The following is a 20,134-nucleotide window of genomic DNA, read 5'->3' on the forward strand; positions in this document are numbered from 1 at the left end:
GACCTGTTGTGATCAAGGAGGGATCGCACGAACGCCGGTCGCGTCGACGACCGGCCACGGTGAGAAGGCTGCGGCCAGTTCCCGCCTGCCGGGCAGGTGAGGAGGTGATTCGGTCACGGTACGGCAGTCGGAATGAGGCCGCCACATTCCTGACGGGCGCGCGGCGAGGCCGGGGGGCCAGGGTGACACCGCCGCGACGCGTCCGCGGGCACGCGCAGGAAGCCGTTTCCATCTCCTCCGGGGGACCAGATGAGCGGTACCACCAGCCAGGCGATCGCGGTCCGTGCCGCGGTCCGACGCTTCTACCGGCTGGTCCAGCTGGACCAGCAACTCGCACCCCGATTCGCGGACGCCGACCTGACCCGGCTGAGCGAGTCGCTGAGCACGAGCCTGATCGGCGCGCTGGACGGACCCGACCCGGTGCTTCCGGCCAACCTGGTCGACGCGCACCGCCGGCTCGGCCTTTCAGCGGACGACTACGACCTGCTCGGCCATCTCCTGCTGACCACTCTCCTACCGTTACGACTCGGTCCCGACCTGCTGGTACGGGTGGGAGCCGGGCTGACCCGCGCCCGGGAGCGGGTGCTCGGATGAGCACCCTCGGTCCGGGCGACGAACAGCTGCACTACAGCGACGGATCACACCGGTGGACCTCACCGCACGGCAGGAAGGACCAGAAGCTCTGGGAGGAGCGGGTACGCGAGCACCAGCACCGGCACCGGGAACGGCTGGGCAACCGTCCGGCCACCGGCCGCGCCGGGCAGCCGGCGGGTCGGATCAGCCGATCCGGCCGGCCGGGTACGGGTGCGGCTCGGCGCTGAACGGGTGCGCCCGCTGCCAGCCGCCGCCCAGGTCCGCGCTGTCGTCGTAGCCCGCGGTCAGCTCGTCCAGCACGGCCACCACGCCGGGCGTGGCGGCCACGAACCGGGCGGCGATCCGCGCCGTGCTGCTGCGGTCCAGTTCACCGCTGAGGCGGACCACGCCGCGCTCGACCGCCACGGTCACGGTGTCCGGTCCGATCCACAGTGCCCGCAGGGTGTCCAGCACCGCCGCCCGGATCTGGTCGTCGGGACGGGCGTACAGGGACAGCAGGTCCCGGCGGGACAGCATGCCCACCAGCCGGCCGTGCTCGTCGACCACGGGTAGCCGCTTCACCCGGGCGCTGTCCATCAGCCGGGCGGCGGCCGACACCGACGCGTCCCGGCTGATCGTCACGGCCGGTCCCGTCATCAGGTCGGCCGCCGTCTCGCCGGTGGCGTCGTGCCACCCCGGGCGGCGTCCCCGGCCGGCGAGCGGACGGCTCGGCGCGCGGTCCGGATGTTCCAGCTTCGGCAGCAGGTCGGCCTCGGAGACGATCCCGAGCACCCGGTTCTCCGGGTCGACCACCGGCACCGCGCTCACCGCGTGTCCCACCAGGAGGTCGGCGATCAGCCGGTAACCGGTGTCCGGTGCCACCGTCACCACCTCGCGGGTCATCACGTCCTCGACGCCCCACTGTTTCATCGCGACCTCCCACGGTTTCGCCGTCGGATCCAGCCAACCGCGCCGGCGGGCGCAACGTCAGGGCCGGCGGCCCCGGCCGGGCCGGGCCGGACGTCCCGACCGGCCGGAACCGCTGGTCCGCGGGGTCGGACCCGGGCATCGGCCACGGCCGGTGACCGCCCGTTATGCTATTTTCCCGCGTCGATGTGCACCGCCGGGCATCGGAGCACGCGGTCCGCCACCGACCCGGAGGAACAGCGCGTGACCCCGTTACCCGTGCCCGTCGCCGGGAAGCTCCCGGCGCAGTCGGGCACGGATACGGACGGCGCCACCGGTGGCGGAGCCGGTGGCGGCAGCGGCAGCGGCAGCGGCGCCCCGGTGGGCGGCGGGCCGGCACCGCGGCCCGACGCACCGGCCGGCGCCGCGCTGGGACGGGTCTTCGGGACCTTCTGCGCCGCGCTGCACGCCAGCTCCGGCCTCGCCTGCGCCGCCGCGGCGCTGGCCGTGCCGGAACCACCCGTCTCGGTGCCGCTGCTGCTGGTGGTGGTCCCCGTGCTGACCTGCTGGTCGCTGGTCTTTGCCGGGCTGGCCGTACGCCGTGGGCTGCGGCCGGTGCCGGTCGCCGTGGACGTCGGGCTCACCGTGGTCACCTGCCTGCTGATCGGCCGGCTGGTGGCCGCCGAGGTGCTGCCCGGCGAGGTGAGCTGGATCGCCATCATGGCCAGCACCACGGTGATCGTGGCCCAACTCGGCCTGCCCGCCCGGCTGTCGATTCCGGCCGGGCTGCTGGTCACCGTCGCGTACGCGGTCGGCGCGCACCTGGCCGGCGACGACGCGGAGGCGACCGCGCACGCCGCCACGCTCGCCGTGCAGACCTTCTCGGCGGCCGGCCTCGGCTGGCTGGCCCGCCGGGGCAGCCGGAGCGCGGACGCCGCCTTCGCCGGCCACCAGCAGGCGGTCCGGCAGGCCGTGCTGGCGCGGGCGGCCCGGGCCGCCGAGCGCCAGCAGAACCGCGACCTGCACGACACCGTGCTGTCCACGCTGACCATGGTGGGCCTCGGCGGCGCCGGCGCGGACGGCCGACTGCGCGACCGGGCCGCCGCCGACCTGCGCACGCTCGCCGGGTTGGCCGGCGCCCGCGGTGGCGCCGACGCGGAGCCGGTGACGGAGCGGCTGGACGAACGGCTGCGCGAGGTGCTGGCCTCGACCGGGGGGCACGCCTGCGGTGCGGAGCTGGCACCGGTGACCGTGCCCGGGCCGGTCGCCGCGGCGATCGCCGCCGGGGTGGCGGAGGCGCTGGCCAACGTGGACCGGCACGCGCCGCAGGCCAGCGTCCGGATCACGCTGCGGGTGACCGGCGGCACCGTGGCGGTCGAGGTGGTCGACGACGGTCCCGGCTTCGACCCGGGCGCGGTGCCGGCGCACCGGTACGGCCTGCGCGAGTCGATCCGGGGCCGGCTGGCCGCCGTGGGCGGTCGGGCCGTGGTCGACTCGGCGCCCGGCCGGGGGACCCGGATCCGGCTGGAGTGGCCGGCCGCCGGAGTGGAGCGGTGACCGGCGGCGCGGCGGCCCGGGACGGGTCGCGCAGCCCGCAGCAGGCGGCCGCGATCGTCGCCGCGACGGCCGACCGGGCCACCCGGATCGCGGCGGTGGTCATCGCGTTCGGCTGGCACCTGGCCATCAACCTGCCGGCCGTGCTGGGCAGTTGGTCGGTGTACCGGTGGCCGTGGGCCGAGGGGGCCGGCTGGCTGGTCTTCGCCGCGGTGGGACTGGTCGCCGCGTACGCGCTGCTGGCCGACGTACCCGTGCCGGCCTGGCCGCTGCTGGCGCTGCTGCTCGGCGCGGACGCCGTCTCCTTCGCGTTCGTGCCGGGCGACCTGCTGTTCCATGCCGCCAACTGGGGCTGGGGCACCCTCGGCTGGTTCGTGGCCCTGGTGCTGTGGCGGCACCGGATCGCGGCGCTGATCGGGGTGCTGGCGGCGGGCGCCGGCATCGCGCTGGTCGCGCTGCTGGCCGCCGGCGCCACCCGGGCGGCCGACCTGAGCCGGTTCGGCATGTACGTCTACGGCACGGTGACCCTGCCGATCATCCTGGTGGTGGGTGCGCACGCGCTGCGCCGGCTGGCCACCGGCACCGCCGGCACGGCCGCGGCGCAGACCGCGCTGGACGCCGAGCAGTCCGCCGCGGTGCTCACCCGCCGGGAACGCCAGGAACGGCTCGCCCTGGTCAGCCGGACCGCGGGCACGGTGCTGGCCGAGTTGGCCGACGGCCGCGCCGATCCGGCGGATCCGGCGGTGCGCCGCCGGTGCGCGCTGGCGGCGGGCCGGTTGCGGCGGCTGATCGCCGAGGCGGACGACGCGCCGGACCCGCTGCTGCACGAGTTGCGGGCGTGCGCGGACCTCACCGAGCGCCGCGGGCTGGCCGTCGAGTTCGTGGTGGTCGGCGAGTTGCCGGCACTGCCGGTGCAGGCGCGCCGGCAACTCGCCGATCCGCTGGTGGCGGCCCTCGCCACCGCGCGGGACTGGGCACGGTTGACCGTGGTGGGCGGACCGGACGAGGTGGTCGTGAGCGTCACCACCGGCCCGTCCGCCGACCCGGATCCGGCCGCCGACACTTCCGGCTCCGACGGACATGGGGTGGAATGGTTTTCCGAGCACGACGAGGAGATGGTGTGGACGCAGACGCGGTGGCGGGCCACCTGAGCCCGACGGAGCCGCGGATCACGGTCGCGATCGTCGACGACCATCCGGTCGTGGTCGAGGGCGTCCGGTCCTGGCTGTCCGTCGAACCGCGCCTGGAGGTGGTGGCCACCGGCGACGACCCGGACGTGCTCTACTTCGGCGCCGGCCGGACCGCCAAGGTCGTGCTGCTGGACCTGCGGTTGCACGGCCAGCTCGCGCTGGACCGGGTCGCCGAGCTGAGCGCGGCCGGGCGTCGCGTGGTGGTCTACTCGGAACACACCGGGCAGGAGACCATCCTGGCCGCGCTGGACGCGGGTGCGGTGGCGTTCCTGGCCAAGCACGAGGGCCGCGAGCACTGTGTCCGGACCGTGCTGGCCGCCGCCGACGACCGCCCGTACGTGCCTCCGGCGCTGGCCGGCGCGATCGTCGGGGATCGCCGCTCGGACCGGCCGACCCTGTCCGACCAGGAGCGCGAGGCGCTGCTGCTGTGGTTCCAGTCGATGTCCAAGGCGTCCGTGGCGCGCCGGATGCAGATCAGCGAACACACGGTGAAGCAATACCTCGATCGGGCGCGGATCAAATATGCCCGGGCGGGCCGACCGGCCGCCACCAAGGCGGCGCTGCTCGCCCGCGCGATCGAGGACGGACTCATCCGGCCGGAAGAGATTGGGACCTATCGGTCGTACGCGTCGACCGACCGGCCGACCCCCCAACGACCGTCATGACACCCGTTGATGGAGCCGGCAACCTGGCATGCAGGTAGCTCCTCGACGGGAGGCCCTTGGACGATGAGTCCCGACACCGCTCCCTTTTTCGTACAGCCGTACCGGATGGACGCCCCGGAGGACGGCAGTTCCCCCCGGCTCGGCTGGCGCCGGGAGCTCGTGCTCGAACCCGGCGAACGGGTGGTGTGGCGCGGGCTGGCGGAGATCGCCGGCTATCTGCTCCGGCCGCGCTGTGTCGACCGGGAGCGGGTCTGGGCGCTGCCGCGGGCCGCCGAGGTCGCGGTGACCGACCGGCGCCTGGCGTACGTCTGCGCCGGCTGGACCCTGGCGGCCGCCGAACCGATCCCCGGCGGACCCCGGCACCGCCGGCAGGAGCCGTCCGCGCGGATCGCCACCGGGCAGGTGCGCTGGCAGTGGCCGTCCCGGCTGCACGTCCTGCCGCCCAGCGTCGAGGCCGACCGGCCCGGTCAGCTCATGCTGGTGTCCGACTCGCTGCGCACGATCCGCCAGCCCGCCCTGGCGTTGAGTTCCGGGGACCTCACCGACGGGGACGCCCGGCTGGGGCTGGCACACCTGATCCGGCGGGCGGTGGCCCGGTTCCGGCTCGCCGACCCGTCGGTCACCGACCTGTCCCCGCCGGAGCGGGACGCGCTGCGCGCCCGGACCCACGCCGCCGGCTTCGCCGCGGAGCTGATCGACCCGCGGGGGGTCGACCTGCCCGGTTCGCTGCCGGTGGAGTTCCTGCACCGCGACGACTACTACCGGCGGGCCGAGCCGGGCGAGCGGACGGGCCGGCTGGCGGAGATCGCCGGCTGGCCGACGGCCGACGGGCTGGCCACGCCGGCCGCCGGTCCACAGCCGTGGAGTTCGGCCGCGCCGGGCTGAGGTACCCGGTGGCGTGCCGCGGCGTCGCGGCTCAGCCCCGGCCGGGCACCGGCAGGTCCCGGCCGGCGGGCAGCACGACGTACTGCCGCAGGCACAGGTCGCGGTAGGTCACCGGGCCGCGCGGGCCGGGGACCCGGTCGATGTTGATGCCGGTCTCCGGCAGGGCGAGCAGCTTGAACCCGTCCAGCAGCCGGGTGGTCGCGTTCCAGAACCCGCCCGTGCCGGCGTACCGGCCGAGGAACTCGGCGGCGGCCGCCGGGTCGTCGGTGACGATGGCGGCGGCCAGCCCGGAGGTCTCCTCGTTGGCGACCCGGGCCGCGGCGGCCGGGCCGTCGACCGGTGCGATCGTGACGGTGGCCTCGTTGCCGTCGTCGAGCGCCCACTCGTAGCCCAACGGGTGCGGGTGCGGCGGCAGCGACGCGGCCACCTTCGGCTCCCGCCCGCCCAGCAGGTCCACCATGGCCGGGGCGAGTTCGTCCCAGCGCGCCGTGTCGATGAGCAGCAGGTTCAGCCGGTTGCACACGCCCAGCCGGTCCAGGCCGCGCTCGACCAGGTCGGCGGCCATCGCCCGGTCGGCGGCGGCGTGCAGGTAGAGCACCCCACCGCCGTCGGCGTGCGCCAGCGTGCGCACGCCGGACAGCGCCGCCTGCCGGGCCAGGTGCCGGGTGCTGTCGCCGCTGCCCCGCAGGATCACCAGCGGCACCAGCTCCGGCAGCCGGACCAGTGCCTCGGCGGACTCCCGTCCGGGCCGACGGACCAGTTGGATGGCGGCGGGGTCGATGCCGGCCTCGGCCAGCGCGGGGGCGACCACCCGGTCGAGCAGGGCCACCGCCGAGCCGAGCGCCGCCGAGCCGGTGCGCAGCACCCCGGCGTTGTGCGACTTGACCAGTTGGGAGGCGATGTCCACCACCACGTTCGGCCGGGCCTCGAAGTTGGCCCCGATCACGCCCACCGGTCGCCGCCACTCGTGCAGCGCGAGCCCGCCGTCCAGGTCGCGCAGCCACCGGCGGGTCGGCTCGGACTGGATCCCGGCGAGGGCGGTGAGCTGCTCGGCCATGCCGCGCAGCCGGTCCGGGTCGAGGCGCAGCCGGTCGAGCAGGCCGCCGCCCATGCCGCCGTCCCGGGCCGCGCGCTGGTCCTCGGCGTTGGCGGCCAGCACCGGCTCGGCGGACTCGCTCAGCAACCGGGCCATGCCGCGCAGCGCCGCGTCCACCTGGTCGTCGCCGGCGTTGGCGATGGCGTCGCTGGCCGACCTGGCCGCCGTCGCCGCGGCGGCCACCGCCGCCGCGGTCTCCTGGTCGCTCATGGTCGCGGATCCTCCCGTCGCCTCGTGGCGTAGATCGTTGGATGTCGGTTGTCCTACAATCGACAACGATACGTCACGGCGGCCGCCCGCGGTCGACGGAATAACGGTCGATTGTTCAACAGGAGAAGAGATGGCCCACCCGGACGACCGTCGCTCGGTGGGGCGGCCCCGTTCCACGCCGGCGCTCGACCTGCCCTCCCTCACCCCGCTGCCCACCGCCGCCGAGCGGGCCGCCGAGGTCATCCGGGAGAACATCTTCGAGGGACGCTTCCCGCCCGGCGTCGCGCTGCCGGAGAGCGCCCTCGCCCAGGCCCTCCAGGTGTCCCGCAACACCGTGCGGGAGGCGTTCCGGACGCTGGTCCACGACCACCTGCTGACCTACGAGCCGCACAAGGGCGTCACCGTGCGGGCGCTCACCGCCGGGGACGTACGCGACATCTACCGGCTGCGCCGGATGCTGGAGCTGTCGGCGATCGACCTGCTCGCCCGCGGCGAGGGCACGCTGGACCGGGCGACCCTGACCGACAGCCTGAACGCGGCGGACCGGGCGGCCGCGGCCGACGACTGGGTCACCGCCGGCACCGCCAACCTGCGCTTCCACACCCTGCTGGTCGCGGTGCACGCGAGCCCGCGCATCGACGAGCTGTTCCGGCGGCTGATGACCGAGATGCGGCTCGGCTTCCTCGCCCTGACCGACCCGCACGCCTTCCACGAGCCGTACCTGAGCCGCAACCACGAACTCACCGACCTGCTCGGCGCCGGCCGCTGGGACGAGGCGCGGGCCGACCTGGACCGCTACCTGGACGACGCCCTGCGGCAGGTGGTCGCCGCCGTGGACGCCGACCGGTGAGCCCGGTCCGGGCACTGCCCGTGGGCCGCTGGTCCTGGCTGCTGGAGGTCGCCACCAGCCCGGCCGCCCGCTCCCTGCACCGCCACCTGACCGACCGGCAGGCGGCCGGCCTGCTGTCCGGGGTGCTCGACATCGTTCCCGGCGCCCGCACCGTGCTGCTGGACGCCGGGCCGGACGGGCCGGACCGCAACCGGTTGGCCGCGCTGCTCGCCGGCTGGGCCGAACCGGCCGGCGACGCCGCGCCGACCGGGCCGGCCGTCGAGATCCCGGTCCGGTACGACGGGGACGACCTGGCCGAGGTCTGCCGGCTCACCGGGCTGACCCGGGACGCGCTGATCGCCGCGCACACCGGCGCCGACTTCACCGTCGCCTTCTGCGGGTTCGCACCCGGCTTCGCGTACCTCACCGGCGCGCCGGAACCGCTGCGGGTGCCCCGGCGCGGCACCCCGCGCACGGCCGTACCGGCCGGGGCCGTCGGGCTGGCCGGCGAGTACACCGGGGTGTACCCCCGCCGGTCCCCCGGCGGATGGCAGCTCATCGGCCGCACCTCGCTGGTGCTCTGGGACGAGACCCGGCCCGAGCCGGCCCGGCTCACCCCCGGCACCCGGGTCCGGTTCACGGCGGTGCCGCGGTGAACCCGCCGGACCCCGGACCGGCACGGCGGCCGCAGCTCGTGGTGCACCGTCCGGGGCTGCTGAGCACCGTGCAGGACCTCGGCCGGCCCGGCCTGGCCCACCTGGCCGTACCCCGCTCCGGCGCCGCCGACCCGGACAGCCTGCGACTGGCCAACCGGCTGGTGGGCAACCCCGAGACGGCCGCCGGGGTGGAGACCACGCTGCTCGGCGCCGAACTGCGGCTGACCGCGGACCGCTGGATCGCCGTCACCGGGGCGCCCGGCCCGCTCAGCGTGCAGGGCCGGGCGGTGGACCCGGACCGGGCCATCCACCTGCCCGCCGGCCGGCTCCTGCGGATCGGGCCGGCCGAGCGCGGGGTGCGCCGCTACCTCGCGGTGGCCGGCGGCGTGGCCGTGCCGCCGGTGCTGGGCAGCCGGGCCAGCGACCTGCTGTCCGGGATCGGCCCACCGCCGCTGCGGGCCGGCCAGACACTGCCGCTGGGCGAGGAGACCGGCCGACCCCCGGCGGCCGTGGACGTGGCGCCGCGCCCGGGGCTGGACGGGGAGATCTGGCTGCGGCTGCTGCCCGGACCGCGGCACGACCGGTTCGGCGCCGCCGCCACCGCGGCGCTGGCCGGCGGCACCTACCGGGTCAGCACCGAGAGCAACCGGATCGGGGTACGGCTGGCCGGCCCGGCCGTGGTCGCGACCGAGGATGCCGAACTGCTCAGCGAGGGGATGGTGCTCGGCTCGGTGCAGATACCGGCCGGCGGCCAGCCGCTCATCTTCCTGGTCGACCACCCGACCACCGGCGGATACCCGGTGATCGGCGTGGTGCATCCGGACGACATGTGGCGGGTCGCGCAGGCCCGCCCGGGTGACACCGTGCGATTCCGCTGGCAGCCCGCGCGGGCCGCGATCAGCTGACGCCGCCGGCCGGCTGTTCCGGCCCCGCCCGGCCGGGGCCGTCCAGGCCGGTCTGGTCGATGTCGCCGTCCTTGGTCCGGACGGTCTGGTAGCGGAACCGTTGCGGATCCCGCACGTCGACCCGGCCCCGGCCGAAGGCGTCCACCCGGCCCCACCGGCCGGGGATGTCGAGCAGTTCGATCCGGCCCATGCTGACCGGCAGCGCCGGATCCACCGCCAGGTGACCCTCGTGCGGCTCCAGCCCGAGCACCGTACGGATGAGCAGCAGCGGCGCCCCACTGGACCAGGCCTGCGGGCTGCACGCGGTCGGGTACTGCACCGGGTACTTGGTGAGTTCCCGATCGTACCCGGCGAACGCCTCTGGCAGCCGGCCGTGGAAGTACTCCGCCGCCTCGATGATGCCGTCGGCCACCCGCGCGGCCTCCTCCACGAACCCGTACCGCCGCAACCCCCACGCGATGAACGAATTGTCGAACGGCCACACCGTCCCGGTGTGATACCCGATCGGGTTGTACCGGCCCTCCCCCTCGGCCAGGGTCCGCACCCCCCACCCCGAAAACAACCTGTCACTCATCAGATGCGCCGCCACCATCGGCGCCCGCTCCGGCGTCACGATCCCACTCCACAACAGATGCCCCATATTCGACGACAGGCAGTCCACCTGCCCACCCTCGGCATCCAACGCGATCGCGTAATACTCCCCGTCGGCCACCCAGAAATCCCGGTTGAACCGCTCCTTCAACGCCGCCGCCTCAGCCTCCAACCGATCCGCCCACTCCGGATCCCCCACACCAACCGGGCCAACCGCGCACCCCGCATCTTCGCGTCGTACGCATACCCCTGCAACTCACACGTCGCCCGCGGAAACCCCGGCAACCGCCCATCGTGATACGAAATCGAGTCCCACGAATCCTTCCAACACTGGTTCTCCAACCCGTTACGCGTGTTCCGCCGCTCGTACCACACGTACCCGTTACCCATCAGATCCGCGTACTCGTCAATCCACCGCAACGCCTCCCGCGCCTCGAACTCCAACTCCCGCACCAACTCGACGTCACCACTCCACCGCTCGTACTCATCCAGCAACACCACGAACAACGGCGTACTGTCCGCCGCACCGTAGTAGGGGGTGTGTGGCTGGTCCTCGAACGAGGCGCTCTCGCCGTACCGCATCTCATGCAGGATCTTGCCGGGATCCTCGTCCCGGAAGTCGTCGAACCGGGTGCCCTGGAGGGCGGCGAGAATCCGCAGGCAGGTCTTGGACAGTCCGGGGGTGAAGCCGAGCGTCTGCAGGCAGGTCAGGATGCTGTCCCGGCCGAACATCGTCATGAACCACGGCAGTCCGGCCGCCGGCAGCGCCTGCCCGGCCAGGGACAGCGGGGAGAAGCGCAGCGCCGCGAGATCGGCCAGGCTCCGGTCGTACGCGCGGGTCAGCGAGGTGCACTCGCAGGTCACCTTGGGCGCGGCGGCCAACCACCCGCGCAGGTCCTCCTGCAACGCCCGCCGCTCGGGGCCGTGCGACTGCACCCCCATCCGCAGGTCCCGCCCGCCGGGACCGACGGCCGCGGTCTGCACCAGCACCTCGGTCGACCACTCGCCGCCGCTCTCGATGTGCAGGTCGAAATTCAGCCCCCGCTCGTCCAACCGCACCGGCTCGCTGGAGGAGATGATGGTCTCCCGCTGGAAGTGCTCGCGTTGGTAGCCGAGGCGCAGCAGCTCGGGCTCCACCTTGACGTAGTACTCGCCCTTCTTGTCCAGCGCCTCGTCCTTGATCTCGAACAGGTCCGCGAAGTCCGCGGCCGCCTCCAGCCGCAGCGTCGCGGTCATCGGCTCCTCGTCATGGTTGAGGATGGTGATCCGCTCCCGGAAGCTGCCGCCGATCTCCCGCTGCCGGATCACCGAGACCTTGGCGTCGGTGTAGTGGCTGGCCACACCCGGTACCAGGAAGAACCGCGTCTCGTAGTACTGGAGGTCGTCCACCGAGAGCCGGGTCATCCGCTCGCCGTCGAGGGTGAGCACCCAGGTGGACAGGTAGCGGATGTCCAGCGAGAAGAGTCCGGTCGGCGTGTTCGGCAGTCCTTCGATGTCGCCGCGGCCGTCGCAGACCACGAACGTGTTTCCGTCGAGGATGCTGACCAGATCATCACTCATCCGGTGGCCCCCTTCGCGATCCGCCGCCGCGGCCCGAGGGAGTTCGGCGGTCCCGGAAAGAGCCGCTCGATCCGCAGGATGAGCAGCGCGTTGCCGGTCACCGTGATCGCACCCCGCAGCAGCGCCGCGATCGTGTTCTCCTCGCCGCGGACCAGCTTCTCGAACATGCCCGGGCTGCTGTTGACCACCAGGTCGGTCTCCCGGTCCTCCCGGGACACCCGCACCTTTCCGCGGTCGATCTCCAACACCCAGTGTTCGGTCCGGGCCGCCTCGTGCAGGTCGAACCGCACGCTACCGACGACCTTCTGCAGCAGCGGCTCGTGCTGACTGCGGTTGAGGTCCTCGAAGAACCTCGTGGTCGCGTTGACCTCGCCGTACATCGGTCCCCCCGCCCGCCCCACCGGTCCCGCCGCGCGGCGGGACCGGTCGCGCGTCAGTTGTTGGGTTCGTCCGCGCTGATGTCGGCCAGCACCGACTGCGGCTCCCGTTCCACGGCGAGGTCACCGATGGACACCAGGCCGATCAGGCGGCCCTCCTCGATCACCGGCAGCCGCCGGACCCCGTAGGTCCGCATCAGGTCGGCCGCCGCCACGGCGTCGTCGTACTGGCTGACCGTCACGATGTCGTTGCTGGTGATCTGGTTCAGCCGGGAACTGTCCGGATCCATGTTCTCCGCCACACCCCGTACGGTGATGTCCCGGTCCGTCACGATCCCGATGACATCGTCGCCGTCGGTGACGATGACGTCCCCGATCGCCCGGTCCCGCATCTCCTGGGCGGCGGCGGTCAGCGTGTCGTTGCCGTCCATCGTGACCAGGCGCGTGGTCATGAAGTCTCCGACCGTCGTCATCGCGTGGCTCCCCTCTCACTGACAGTGGTCAGCAGCGGGGTACCCGGAGACCCTGGACGGTAACGTCCGGCGTCCGACCGGTCGGTCCCGGCGGTCAGCCGCGCGGCGGGATGCCGTAGACGCGCTCGATGTGCAGCCGCAGCACCAGCCGCCGGTCGGCCACCATCGCGCGCCGGTAGTCGTCCCAGTCGGGGTGTTCGCCCTGAACCGCCCGGTACAGCGCGATGAGTTCCTCGACGGTCGCGTCGTACCGGTCCGCGGCGACCGGGGTGAGTTCGGCGGTCGCCTCCACCACCGCGTACGACCAGCCGTCGGCGCTGCTCACCTGGAGGCTCGCCCGCGGGTCCCGGCGCAGGTTGGCGACCTTCGCCCGGCCGTCCGTGACGGAGACCCGGATGACCGCCCGGTCCGGGGCGAGCGCGTAGTTGACGTTGGACAGTTGCGGCCGCCCGTTCCGCTTGATCGTGGCCAGCACCCCGAGCTCCCGGCCGGCGACCAGGTCGAGCAACGCGTCCCCGGCCATCTCAGCCCTCCGCCGCGACCAGCTCGGCGATCTGCACGGCGTTGAGCGCCGCGCCCTTGCGCAGGTTGTCTCCGGCGCAGAAGACGGCCAGCCCGTTGCGGGCCGTCTCGTCGCGACGGATCCGCCCGACGTACGTCGGGTCCTGGCCGGCCGCCCCCAGCGGGGTCGGCACGTCGGCGAGCACCACACCGGGCGCCGCGGCCAGCAGCTCGCGGGCGCGTTCCGGGCTCAGCGGGGCGGCGAACCGGGCGTTGATCTGGAGCGAGTGGCCGGTGAAGACCGGCACCCGCACGCAGGTTCCGGAGACCGCCAGGTCCGGGATGCCGAGGATCTTCCGGCTCTCGTTGCGCAGCTTCTGTTCCTCGTCGGTCTCGCCGGAACCGTCGTCGACGATCGAACCGGCGAGCGGCAGCACGTTGAACGCCACCGGCCCGGCGAAGACCCGCGGCGCCGGCATCGGCACGGCCGACCCGTCCATGGTGAACTCCGCCGCCTGCTCGGCGACCTTGCGCACCTGCTCGTCCAGCTCGGCGACGCCGGCCAGGCCGGCACCGGAGACCGCCTGGTACGTCGAGACGACCATGCCGGTCAGCCCGGCCTCCTCGTGCAGCGGGCGCAGCACCGGCATCGCGGCCATCGTCGTGCAGTTCGGGTTGGCGATGATGCCCTTCGGTCGGACCGCCGCGGCCTGCGGGTTCACCTCCGACACCACCAGCGGCACGTCCGGGTCCATCCGCCAGGCCGAGGAGTTGTCCACCACCACGGCGCCGGCGTCGGCGACCCGCGGGGCCAGTTCCCGGGAGGTGCCCTTGCCCGCGGAGAAGAGCGCGAGGTCCAGCCCGCGGTAGTCGGCCGTGGCCGCGTCCTCCACCGGGATCTCGATACCGCGGAAGGACAGCGTGCGTCCCGCGGACCGGGCCGAGGCGAACAGCCGGATCTCGTCGACCGGGAAGTCCCGTTCGGCCAGCAACCGCCGCATGACCCCGCCGACCTGACCGGTGGCGCCCACAATGCCGATCCTCATGACCGCAAGGCTACCGAGGATCCGGCCGGTTCAGACTGCGACATCGACCACCTCGCCGATCCCGCTGGCCGTCAGCTCGTCCCGGATCACCGCCGCGTCGCCCTCCACCACCAGCGTGAGACCGTCCGGGTGCAGGTGCGTCGCGGCCGCGAGCGACACGTCGGGCACCGAGGCCGCGAGCAGGTCCGCGCGCAGCCGGGCGTGGTAGTCGTCGGGCAGGTCGTGCACGACCAGCGCCACCAGCGCACCGGCGATCGCCGCCGGGGTCTGCAACTCCACCGAGAGCTGCCCGGCGCGCCAGGACCGGGCCACCGCCAGTTCCTCCTCGGTCACCCCGTCGGCCCGGGTACGCGCGATCTCGCCGACCGCGTCGACAAGCGCCGGGGCGGTCACCGCGGTCTGCACCGCGGCGGCCACCACGAACCGGCCGAACCGGCGGGACTGCCCGAAGTCGGCCCGGATCCCGTACGTGTAGCCGCGCACCTCGCGGATCAGGTGGTTGAGTCGGGACGTGAAGGCGCCGCCCAGCACGGTGCCGGCCAGCGACATCGGCACGAAGTCGGGGTGCCCGCGGTGCGGCGCCGGGTGCCCCAGCCGGAGCGTGGACTGCACCGACCCGGGCCGGTCGACCAGCACGATCCGGCGCTGTGTCCGGACCGCGGTCTCCAGCGGCGGCTCCTCGGGTGCCGGCCCGCCGGTGGCACCGCCGAAGGCGGCCCGGCCGAGCGCGTCCAGGTCCAGCCGGTCGAGGTCGCCCGCGACCACCAGGGTGCCGGGCCGGGTGAACCAGTCGGCGTGGAACCGGGTGACCTCCTCGACGGTCACCGCGGCGACCGAGTCGGGATCGCCGTCCATCGGCCGGCCGTGCCGGTGGTCGGCGCCGTACAGGTCGGCCCGCAGCGCGGCGTCGGCCCGCGGGCCGGGGTTCGCCCAGTGCATCCGCAGCGAGGTCGCCTCGTCGTCCCGGACCCGCTCGACGTCGGCCGGGGCGAGCCGGGGGTGCGCACCGCCTCGGCCAGCAACTCGACGGCCGGCAGCAGCCGCTGCACCGGCACCTGCACCCGGGCCCGGAACGAGTCCCAGTCCAGGTCCACCGACAGGCCGGTGCCCAGGCCCTCCAGCGCCAGCGCGTACGCGCCCGCGTCCCGCGCCGTGGTGCCCTCCTCGATCGCCTTGGCCAGCACCCCGGCCACGCCCTCGCGGCCCGCCGGTTCGCGCAGCGCCCCGGCGTCGAGCAGCAGCACGGCCACGGCCAGGTTGTGCCCCGGCAGGTCCGCGGCGACCACCTCGCCACCGGCGACCCCGCGGCGGACCACCCGGGGGAACCGGTACGGCCGGGTGGCCCCGGGGCCGGGACGTTCGGCGATCAGCTTCACGCGTTCTCCTCGGGCAGGTAGGTCAGGGTCACCCGGTCGGCGGGCCGGAGCAGCTCGGCGGCCACCGCGGCCACCTGCTCCGCGTCGACCGCGAGCCAGGCCGGCAGCCGGTCCGCGGCCCGGCCCGGCTCGCCGAACTGGGTGGTGTACCGGCCGAGCAGGTCGGCCCGACCGGCCAGGGTGGCCAGTTGGCGCCACCACGCCGTGCTGAGCAGCGCGCGGGCGCGGTCCAGTTCCGCCGGGGACGGCGGCTCGGTGACCACCCCGTCCAGCACCTCGGCCAGCCCGGCCGCCAGTTCCTCGCCGGTCACCCCGGGCCGGGCGGTGGCCTCGGCGATCAGCGGCGCGGGAGCCCACCGCAGGTCCACCCCGTACGCCTCGACGCTGTCCGGCTGGGCGAGCCGGCGCCCGTCGGCGATCCGCTGGTAGAGCCGGCTGCCCCGGCCGGAGCCCAGCACCGTCGCCAGCACGGTGGCCGCGTCGTACTCGGGCGTGCCGAACGGCGCGATGCGGTGCGCCAGGAAGACCTTGGGCGCCGGTACGTCCGCGACCACCGTCTCGCCGACCGGCTCCCCGGCCGCCGGCACCAGCAGGCCGTCCGGCGCGGCCGGGATGTCCGGCCGCGGATCGAGCCCGCCGAAGTACCGCTGCGCCAGCTCGAACACCTCGGCCGGGGTGGTGTCGCCGGCCACCGTGAGCACGGCGTTGTTGGGTGCGTAGTACGTCTCGTGGAACGCCTGGAAGGTCGCCAGGTCGGCTGCGTTCAGGTCGGCCATCGACCCGATGGTGGGGTGGTGGTACGGGTGGCCGGCAGGGTAGAGCAGCGGCAGCAACCGGAGCCAGGCGTCGCCGTACGGCACGTTCTCGTACCGCTGCCGCCGCTCGTTCTTGACCACCTCCCGCTGGTTGTCCAGCTTCTCCGTGGTCAGCGCCGGGACCAGGCCGCCCATCCGGTCGGCCTCCAGCCACAGGGCCAGGGCGAGGTGCTCGGCCGGCACGGTCTCGAAGTAGTTGGTGCGGTCCGAGTTGGTGGTCGCGTTCAACGATCCGCCGGCGCCCTGCAACAGCCGGAAGTGCTCGGTCTTGGCCACGTTCACCGAGCCTTCGAACATCAGATGCTCGAACAGGTGCGCGAAGCCGCTCTGCCCGTCCGGTTCGTGCCGCGCGCCGACGTCGTACCAGAGGTTCACCGCCACCACGGGCGTGCTGTGGTCCTCGCTCACCACCACCCGCAGGCCGTTGTCGAGGCGGGCTTCGTCGATCGGCCAGGGGTAACCGGTCTCGGGCATGCCCCGACGTTAGCCGATCACCGACGGCGACGACGGGCCGCCGTTCGCGGGTGTCGTGCCGGCCGGGTCGCGGGTGTCGTGGCGGCCCGGTTCCGGCCGGCGCCGGGAGTGGGTACGACGGCCGTGTTCGGGGTACATCGACGGGTCATGAGTGACCACAGCAGCAGTGCCGACGATCGGGTGGAGTCGCGGGCCGAGCACCTGCTCCCGGAGGAACGGGCGGTGGGCAGCGCGGACCCCGAGGCACAGGCCGAGGCGATCCTGCGCGAGTCCGACGCCCGGGAGGCCGACCAGCGGGCGGCACCGGACACGATCCTGGAACACCGCACCTCGGCCGAGGCCGCCGCGGTCGAACCGACGGACTGAGAGGGCGTCCGACAGGAACCATGCCCCACTGCGCCGGAATCCGACCGGCAAAGCAGGCGCCGCCCATGGCCTCGTGAGCCATGGGCGGCGCAGGTGTCGGTGTGCAGGTCGCCTCGCGGCGAGTGGCGCGACGTGGCTCCAGCCGGACGGTATTCCACGACGGCAATTTCAGATGCGGCCCGGGGACACTGGTCACACCGACAGTCGTTTCAACCGCGGGGACCGCCGTGATGTTCCGGACCGGGGTGTAACCGGCGTCACTGCGCTCGGTTTGTTCGCCCAACCGGCGGGTAGCCCTCAGCCGTGACCGACGAGACCTCCCGACAGCGCCTCGACGACCTGCTCGATGACCTGTGGTTCGGGCAGGAGCGGATGACCCAGTCCGAGATCCACCGGCGAGCGGTGGCGGCCGAGGTGCCCGCGGACCTGCTGACCCGGATCACCGCGATGCCCGAGGGCGAGTACGCCGCGGACGAGGCCGCCGAACTGCTCGGCGGCAACGCCGGCTGAGCCGAGGGAGTTGGCCATGAGCATCAGTGACCTTCCCGACCACGATCCCGCGGACGAGAGCCTGCCGGCGATCGGTCAGCCGCGCGAGGATGCCGACCCGGCCGGGGACCCGGACTTCGCCGACGAACACGACGAGACGGCGGTCTCGACCGACATCATCACCGACGCCGACGCGCGGGACCGGGAACCCGAGGCACCGCGCGGCTGGTCGGGCATGCAGCGCTGACCGGCCCGGCCCGCGGGCCGACGGGACGCCACGCGGGCCGACGGGCGCCACGGGCCGACAAGAACCCGGGTCGACGGGCACCCCCGGGCCGACAGGCACCGCGGGCCCACAGGCCGCGGCCGGTCAGGCCGCGTCGCCGTAGTCGTGGCCCGGCCGCCCCGGGTGGCCCTCCGCGGCCTGCTGGGCGGCGGCGTATCCCATCTGGAGGAAGTCCGAGGCGGCGACCGCGGTGAGCGCGGTGGCCACCAGCCGGGTCAGACGGGGCGCGAGCACGAGACCGCCGGTCAGCCCGGTGGCGACCCAGACGGCCAGGCAGAACGGGCAGCTCAGCAGCTCGCCGATGGCGTGCCGGGTGCCGCTGCCGGAGTCCCGCACCTGCTCCATGACCTCGCCGCTGCCGATCGGACGGTCGTACCGGGTGAACGGCGCGCGCAGCGGGCTGGTGACCGCGTCCTTGGCCAGCAGCCGGCTCAGCTTGTGGGTGGCGATGGACAGCAGCACCACGTCCGAGGCGGCCGGGCGGTCCGGGATCGGCCGGCCGGTCACCCTGGCCAGCCCGGCGATCGCGGCCGTGACCCCGCCGTAGGTGGTCATCGAGAGCAGGTAGCCGCCCAGCGGGCGTTGTTCGTGCGGGGCGTACGCCCGGCGGAGCCGGCCGGCCCTCTCGCGCAGACCCATGTCTTTCGCCGCCCCCTCAGCCCGTGGTCGGGTTCTCGGCAACCTCGCGAGCGAGGTCGGGACCGGTGTGGCCGGTCATCGGCCGTCCCGGAGCCGGCTCGGGTCCACCTCCCGGCCCGGGAACCGGGCCAGGTACTCGGTCTCCAGATCGGCCGTCCGGCGCAGGTGGTTGGCCAGCGCCGAGTCGGCGGCGTGCCGCAGCGTGTCCAGCCGGGTGCGGTGCAGGCTGTGCAGTTCGCGCAGCACGTCCTCGTCGCTCAGGTCGGTCGGGTCCACCCCGACCAGGTCGAGGTCCTCCGGGCCGAGGTCCGCGGCGACGGCGGACCGATCGGCCTCGTCCCACTCCGTCATCCGCTGCTCCGGGCTGCCGTCCACCGGCCGGGCGACGCCGGTCGGCGGGAACTCACCGCGTGCGGGCTCGGTCATCGTCTCTCCCGGTGTCTCGTTCGGCGTACCGGCTCGGCCGGTGTGCGCCGGAAAGCCCGGCCGGCCCGTGGCCGGATCGGCCGGGGGCCGTGACGCACCCCTGGAACGTTGCCCGCGGGTGCCGCCGCCAAACCCGCCGCCAAACCCCGCGCCGGTCCCGCGCCGGGCCCCCGCCGGCCCGGCGCCGGGCCCCCGCCCGCACCGCTACGACGCGGCGTCGGAGACCGGCCGGGCCGCCGGTACCCTCGACGGCATGAGACGGCTGCTGACCCGGGCGTGGTTGGTGCGGCACGCACTGACCGCGTTACTGGTCGCCGCCTTTCTGGGACTGGGCTGGTGGCAGGTGGACCGGGCGGCGGGCGGCAACACGCTCAGCTGGGGGTACGCTGTCGAATGGCCGGTCTTCGCCGGTTTTGTGCTGTTCATCTGGTTCCGCGAGGTCCGGCACGCGGTTCGGGGTACCGGCGGGACGCCGCCGGCCGGCCGTGGCTCCGCCGGGGCCGCACCCGACGGCGTGGACGGCACGGACAACACCGCCCGCCCGGACGGCACCGCCGAGCCGGCACCGGTGGGCGCCGCCGGTTCGGGGTTGGCCGGCCACGCCGAGCCGGCACCGGGCTTCCGTCGACCGGTCCGGGCGGCCCGGCGGCCGGTGGAATCGGCGGAGCCGGCCGAGGACGGCGCGCTGGCCGCGTACAACGAATATCTTTCCTGGCTGAACGCCAATCCCGGCGCCCGGCCGGGCGACTATCCCGGCCGATGAGCCGGCGGAAGGGAACGGACCGACGTGGGCGCTGCGCTGACCCGATACCGCCTGATCGCGTACGTCGTCGGCGTCGTGCTGATCGTGCTCGTGGCGATCGGCATGCCGCTGAAGTACCTCGGGCACGATGACACGGTGGTGGCCACCGTCGGCCCGGCGCACGGCTTCCTGTACATGATCTACCTGGTCGCGGTCTTCGACCTGGGCCGCCGGGCCGGCTGGTCGCTGCGCCGGATGGTGCTGGTGATGCTGGCCGGCACGATTCCGTTCGTCTCGTTCTACGCCGAGCGCAAGGTCACCGGCTGGCTCCGCGGCCCGGACCGGGCACCTGCCGGGCCGCCGCTGGCCCGGCAGCGGAGTTGAGGGCACCGCCCGAACACGCGGGGTTTCCACCCCGGTACGACCGGTAAGGGTGACATTTCTCCGATCGGCCCTAGCTGGCGCGAATCGCCCATATCAAGCTGACGTCGCCCGGATTCCGGG

The 20,134-nt window shown here is 74.2% G+C and carries 23 protein-coding genes and 2 pseudogenes; 14 read left to right on the forward strand and 11 right to left on the reverse strand.

Going from position 1 to position 20,134, the window contains the following annotated elements; translation table 11 throughout:
* Nucleotides 1-249 precede the first annotated feature (249 nt).
* Nucleotides 250-594, forward strand: a complete 345-nt coding sequence (locus CIK06_RS22675; RefSeq protein ID WP_095566503.1) for a hypothetical protein — start codon at nt 250-252, stop codon at nt 592-594.
* Entirely contained in the window at nt 591-821 is a 231-nt protein-coding gene (locus tag CIK06_RS22680) for a hypothetical protein (protein ID WP_095566504.1), read from the forward strand. Before CIK06_RS22675 ends, CIK06_RS22680 begins: the two co-directional genes overlap by 4 nt.
* Here CIK06_RS22680 and CIK06_RS22685 read toward each other — a convergent pair.
* Nucleotides 778-1,503 carry a CBS domain-containing protein gene (locus CIK06_RS22685; protein WP_095566505.1) on the reverse strand — a complete coding sequence of 242 codons (726 nt, stop codon included), beginning with the start codon at nt 1,501-1,503 and terminating at the stop codon, nt 778-780. The genes CIK06_RS22680 and CIK06_RS22685 overlap by 44 nt on opposite strands.
* 357 nt (nt 1,504-1,860) lie before the next feature.
* Here CIK06_RS22685 and CIK06_RS22690 point away from each other — a divergent pair, with 357 nt between their 5' ends.
* The 4 genes from CIK06_RS22690 to CIK06_RS22705 all read left to right on the forward strand — a co-directional run bounded on the left by CIK06_RS22690 (nt 1,861) and on the right by CIK06_RS22705 (nt 5,773).
* Nucleotides 1,861-3,036: a sensor histidine kinase gene (locus CIK06_RS22690; RefSeq protein ID WP_095568056.1), complete on the forward strand. Its 1,176-nt coding sequence runs from the start codon at nt 1,861-1,863 to the stop codon at nt 3,034-3,036.
* Nucleotides 3,033-4,184: a hypothetical protein gene (locus CIK06_RS22695; RefSeq protein ID WP_157756894.1), complete on the forward strand. Its 1,152-nt coding sequence runs from the start codon at nt 3,033-3,035 to the stop codon at nt 4,182-4,184. Before CIK06_RS22690 ends, CIK06_RS22695 begins: the two co-directional genes overlap by 4 nt.
* Nucleotides 4,154-4,888, forward strand: a complete 735-nt coding sequence (locus tag CIK06_RS22700) for a response regulator transcription factor (protein ID WP_095566507.1) — start codon at nt 4,154-4,156, stop codon at nt 4,886-4,888. Before CIK06_RS22695 ends, CIK06_RS22700 begins: the two co-directional genes overlap by 31 nt.
* A 63-nt stretch (nt 4,889-4,951) precedes the next feature.
* Complete coding sequence (locus tag CIK06_RS22705; protein WP_232533806.1) at nt 4,952-5,773, forward strand: hypothetical protein; 822 nt, start codon at nt 4,952-4,954, stop codon at nt 5,771-5,773.
* Between the two features lie 31 nt (nt 5,774-5,804).
* Here the strand turns inward: CIK06_RS22705 and CIK06_RS22710 are convergent, their stop codons facing one another.
* Nucleotides 5,805-7,079 carry an aldehyde dehydrogenase family protein gene (locus tag CIK06_RS22710; RefSeq protein ID WP_095566508.1) on the reverse strand — a complete coding sequence of 425 codons (1,275 nt, stop codon included), beginning with the start codon at nt 7,077-7,079 and terminating at the stop codon, nt 5,805-5,807.
* Between the two features lie 130 nt (nt 7,080-7,209).
* Here CIK06_RS22710 and CIK06_RS29640 point away from each other — a divergent pair, with 130 nt between their 5' ends.
* Genes CIK06_RS29640 through CIK06_RS22730 form a run of 3 tightly spaced genes read left to right on the forward strand, consistent with a single transcriptional unit; the run spans nt 7,210 to nt 9,469 of the window.
* Complete coding sequence (locus tag CIK06_RS29640) at nt 7,210-7,929, forward strand: GntR family transcriptional regulator (RefSeq protein ID WP_198347972.1); 720 nt, start codon at nt 7,210-7,212, stop codon at nt 7,927-7,929.
* Nucleotides 7,926-8,564: an allophanate hydrolase subunit 1 gene (locus tag CIK06_RS22725; RefSeq protein WP_095566509.1), complete on the forward strand. Its 639-nt coding sequence runs from the start codon at nt 7,926-7,928 to the stop codon at nt 8,562-8,564. The genes CIK06_RS29640 and CIK06_RS22725 overlap by 4 nt, the downstream gene beginning before the upstream one ends.
* Nucleotides 8,561-9,469: a biotin-dependent carboxyltransferase family protein gene (locus CIK06_RS22730; RefSeq protein ID WP_232533807.1), complete on the forward strand. Its 909-nt coding sequence runs from the start codon at nt 8,561-8,563 to the stop codon at nt 9,467-9,469. The genes CIK06_RS22725 and CIK06_RS22730 overlap by 4 nt, the downstream gene beginning before the upstream one ends.
* A gap of 109 nt (nt 9,470-9,578) precedes the next feature.
* Here CIK06_RS22730 and CIK06_RS22735 read toward each other — a convergent pair.
* The 7 genes and pseudogenes from CIK06_RS22735 to CIK06_RS22765 all read right to left on the reverse strand — a co-directional run.
* Nucleotides 9,579-11,620 (reverse strand): annotated as a pseudogene (locus CIK06_RS22735) (glycogen debranching N-terminal domain-containing protein); the annotation flags it as partial.
* Nucleotides 11,617-12,000, reverse strand: a complete 384-nt coding sequence (locus CIK06_RS22740) for an SCP2 sterol-binding domain-containing protein (RefSeq protein WP_095566511.1) — start codon at nt 11,998-12,000, stop codon at nt 11,617-11,619. The gene CIK06_RS22740 and the pseudogene CIK06_RS22735, both read right to left, overlap by 4 nt.
* Nucleotides 12,001-12,053: 53 nt before the next feature.
* A complete protein-coding gene (locus CIK06_RS22745; protein ID WP_095566512.1) occupies nt 12,054-12,470 on the reverse strand; it encodes a CBS domain-containing protein in 417 nt (138 codons plus the stop codon).
* A 94-nt stretch (nt 12,471-12,564) separates the two neighbouring features.
* Nucleotides 12,565-12,993: a PPOX class F420-dependent oxidoreductase gene (locus CIK06_RS22750; RefSeq protein WP_095566513.1), complete on the reverse strand. Its 429-nt coding sequence runs from the start codon at nt 12,991-12,993 to the stop codon at nt 12,565-12,567.
* A 1-nt stretch (nt 12,994) separates the two neighbouring features.
* Nucleotides 12,995-14,017, reverse strand: a complete 1,023-nt coding sequence (locus CIK06_RS22755; protein ID WP_095566514.1) for an aspartate-semialdehyde dehydrogenase — start codon at nt 14,015-14,017, stop codon at nt 12,995-12,997.
* Nucleotides 14,018-14,047: 30 nt separating this feature from the next.
* Nucleotides 14,048-15,393, reverse strand: a pseudogene (locus CIK06_RS22760) (M16 family metallopeptidase).
* Nucleotides 15,390-16,682: a pitrilysin family protein gene (locus tag CIK06_RS22765; RefSeq protein WP_095566515.1), complete on the reverse strand. Its 1,293-nt coding sequence runs from the start codon at nt 16,680-16,682 to the stop codon at nt 15,390-15,392. The pseudogene CIK06_RS22760 and the gene CIK06_RS22765 overlap by 4 nt, the downstream one beginning before the upstream one ends.
* Nucleotides 16,683-16,829: 147 nt before the next feature.
* On the opposite strand from CIK06_RS22765, the gene CIK06_RS22770 reads away from it, so the two are divergent.
* From CIK06_RS22770 to CIK06_RS22780, 3 genes are all read left to right on the forward strand, one after another.
* The gene (locus CIK06_RS22770; RefSeq protein WP_095566516.1) at nt 16,830-17,048 is read left to right on the forward strand and encodes a hypothetical protein; all 219 of its coding nucleotides are present in this window, start codon (nt 16,830-16,832) and stop codon (nt 17,046-17,048) included.
* A 303-nt stretch (nt 17,049-17,351) separates the two neighbouring features.
* Complete coding sequence (locus CIK06_RS22775) at nt 17,352-17,558, forward strand: hypothetical protein (protein ID WP_095566517.1); 207 nt, start codon at nt 17,352-17,354, stop codon at nt 17,556-17,558.
* A 16-nt stretch (nt 17,559-17,574) separates the two neighbouring features.
* Nucleotides 17,575-17,784, forward strand: a complete 210-nt coding sequence (locus CIK06_RS22780; protein ID WP_095566518.1) for a hypothetical protein — start codon at nt 17,575-17,577, stop codon at nt 17,782-17,784.
* A gap of 123 nt (nt 17,785-17,907) precedes the next feature.
* Here the strand turns inward: CIK06_RS22780 and CIK06_RS22785 are convergent, their stop codons facing one another.
* Complete coding sequence (locus tag CIK06_RS22785) at nt 17,908-18,462, reverse strand: DUF1360 domain-containing protein (RefSeq protein WP_095566519.1); 555 nt, start codon at nt 18,460-18,462, stop codon at nt 17,908-17,910.
* Between the two features lie 75 nt (nt 18,463-18,537).
* Nucleotides 18,538-18,888, reverse strand: a complete 351-nt coding sequence (locus CIK06_RS22790) for a DUF6158 family protein (protein WP_095566520.1) — start codon at nt 18,886-18,888, stop codon at nt 18,538-18,540.
* A 253-nt stretch (nt 18,889-19,141) separates the two neighbouring features.
* On the opposite strand from CIK06_RS22790, the gene CIK06_RS22795 reads away from it, so the two are divergent.
* Nucleotides 19,142-19,651, forward strand: a complete 510-nt coding sequence (locus CIK06_RS22795) for a hypothetical protein (protein WP_095568058.1) — start codon at nt 19,142-19,144, stop codon at nt 19,649-19,651.
* 24 nt (nt 19,652-19,675) lie between these two features.
* Nucleotides 19,676-20,014: a DUF3817 domain-containing protein gene (locus tag CIK06_RS22800; RefSeq protein ID WP_095566521.1), complete on the forward strand. Its 339-nt coding sequence runs from the start codon at nt 19,676-19,678 to the stop codon at nt 20,012-20,014.
* Nucleotides 20,015-20,134 lie beyond the last annotated feature (120 nt).

This window comes from Plantactinospora sp. KBS50, from assembly GCF_002285795.1.
Classification (GTDB): domain Bacteria; phylum Actinomycetota; class Actinomycetes; order Mycobacteriales; family Micromonosporaceae; genus KBS50.

Bases quoted from the DNA above. Each gene is read 5' to 3' on its own strand.
- CIK06_RS22745 (WP_095566512.1), bottom strand. From the start codon at position 12,470: ATGACGACGGTCGGAGACTTCATGACCACGCGCCTGGTCACGATGGAC.
- CIK06_RS22680 (WP_095566504.1), top strand. From the start codon at position 591: ATGAGCACCCTCGGTCCGGGCGACGAACAGCTGCACTACAGCGACGGA.
- CIK06_RS22785 (WP_095566519.1), bottom strand. From the start codon at position 18,462: ATGGGTCTGCGCGAGAGGGCCGGCCGGCTCCGCCGGGCGTACGCCCCG.
- CIK06_RS22710 (WP_095566508.1), bottom strand. From the start codon at position 7,079: ATGAGCGACCAGGAGACCGCGGCGGCGGTGGCCGCCGCGGCGACGGCG.
- CIK06_RS29640 (WP_198347972.1), top strand. From the start codon at position 7,210: ATGGCCCACCCGGACGACCGTCGCTCGGTGGGGCGGCCCCGTTCCACG.
- CIK06_RS22740 (WP_095566511.1), bottom strand. From the start codon at position 12,000: ATGTACGGCGAGGTCAACGCGACCACGAGGTTCTTCGAGGACCTCAAC.
- CIK06_RS22750 (WP_095566513.1), bottom strand. From the start codon at position 12,993: ATGGCCGGGGACGCGTTGCTCGACCTGGTCGCCGGCCGGGAGCTCGGG.
- CIK06_RS22765 (WP_095566515.1), bottom strand. From the start codon at position 16,682: ATGCCCGAGACCGGTTACCCCTGGCCGATCGACGAAGCCCGCCTCGAC.
- CIK06_RS22780 (WP_095566518.1), top strand. From the start codon at position 17,575: ATGAGCATCAGTGACCTTCCCGACCACGATCCCGCGGACGAGAGCCTG.
- CIK06_RS22795 (WP_095568058.1), top strand. From the start codon at position 19,142: ATGAGACGGCTGCTGACCCGGGCGTGGTTGGTGCGGCACGCACTGACC.
- CIK06_RS22790 (WP_095566520.1), bottom strand. From the start codon at position 18,888: ATGACCGAGCCCGCACGCGGTGAGTTCCCGCCGACCGGCGTCGCCCGG.
- CIK06_RS22770 (WP_095566516.1), top strand. From the start codon at position 16,830: ATGAGTGACCACAGCAGCAGTGCCGACGATCGGGTGGAGTCGCGGGCC.
- CIK06_RS22705 (WP_232533806.1), top strand. From the start codon at position 4,952: ATGAGTCCCGACACCGCTCCCTTTTTCGTACAGCCGTACCGGATGGAC.
- CIK06_RS22755 (WP_095566514.1), bottom strand. From the start codon at position 14,017: ATGAGGATCGGCATTGTGGGCGCCACCGGTCAGGTCGGCGGGGTCATG.
- CIK06_RS22675 (WP_095566503.1), top strand. From the start codon at position 250: ATGAGCGGTACCACCAGCCAGGCGATCGCGGTCCGTGCCGCGGTCCGA.
- CIK06_RS22685 (WP_095566505.1), bottom strand. From the start codon at position 1,503: ATGAAACAGTGGGGCGTCGAGGACGTGATGACCCGCGAGGTGGTGACG.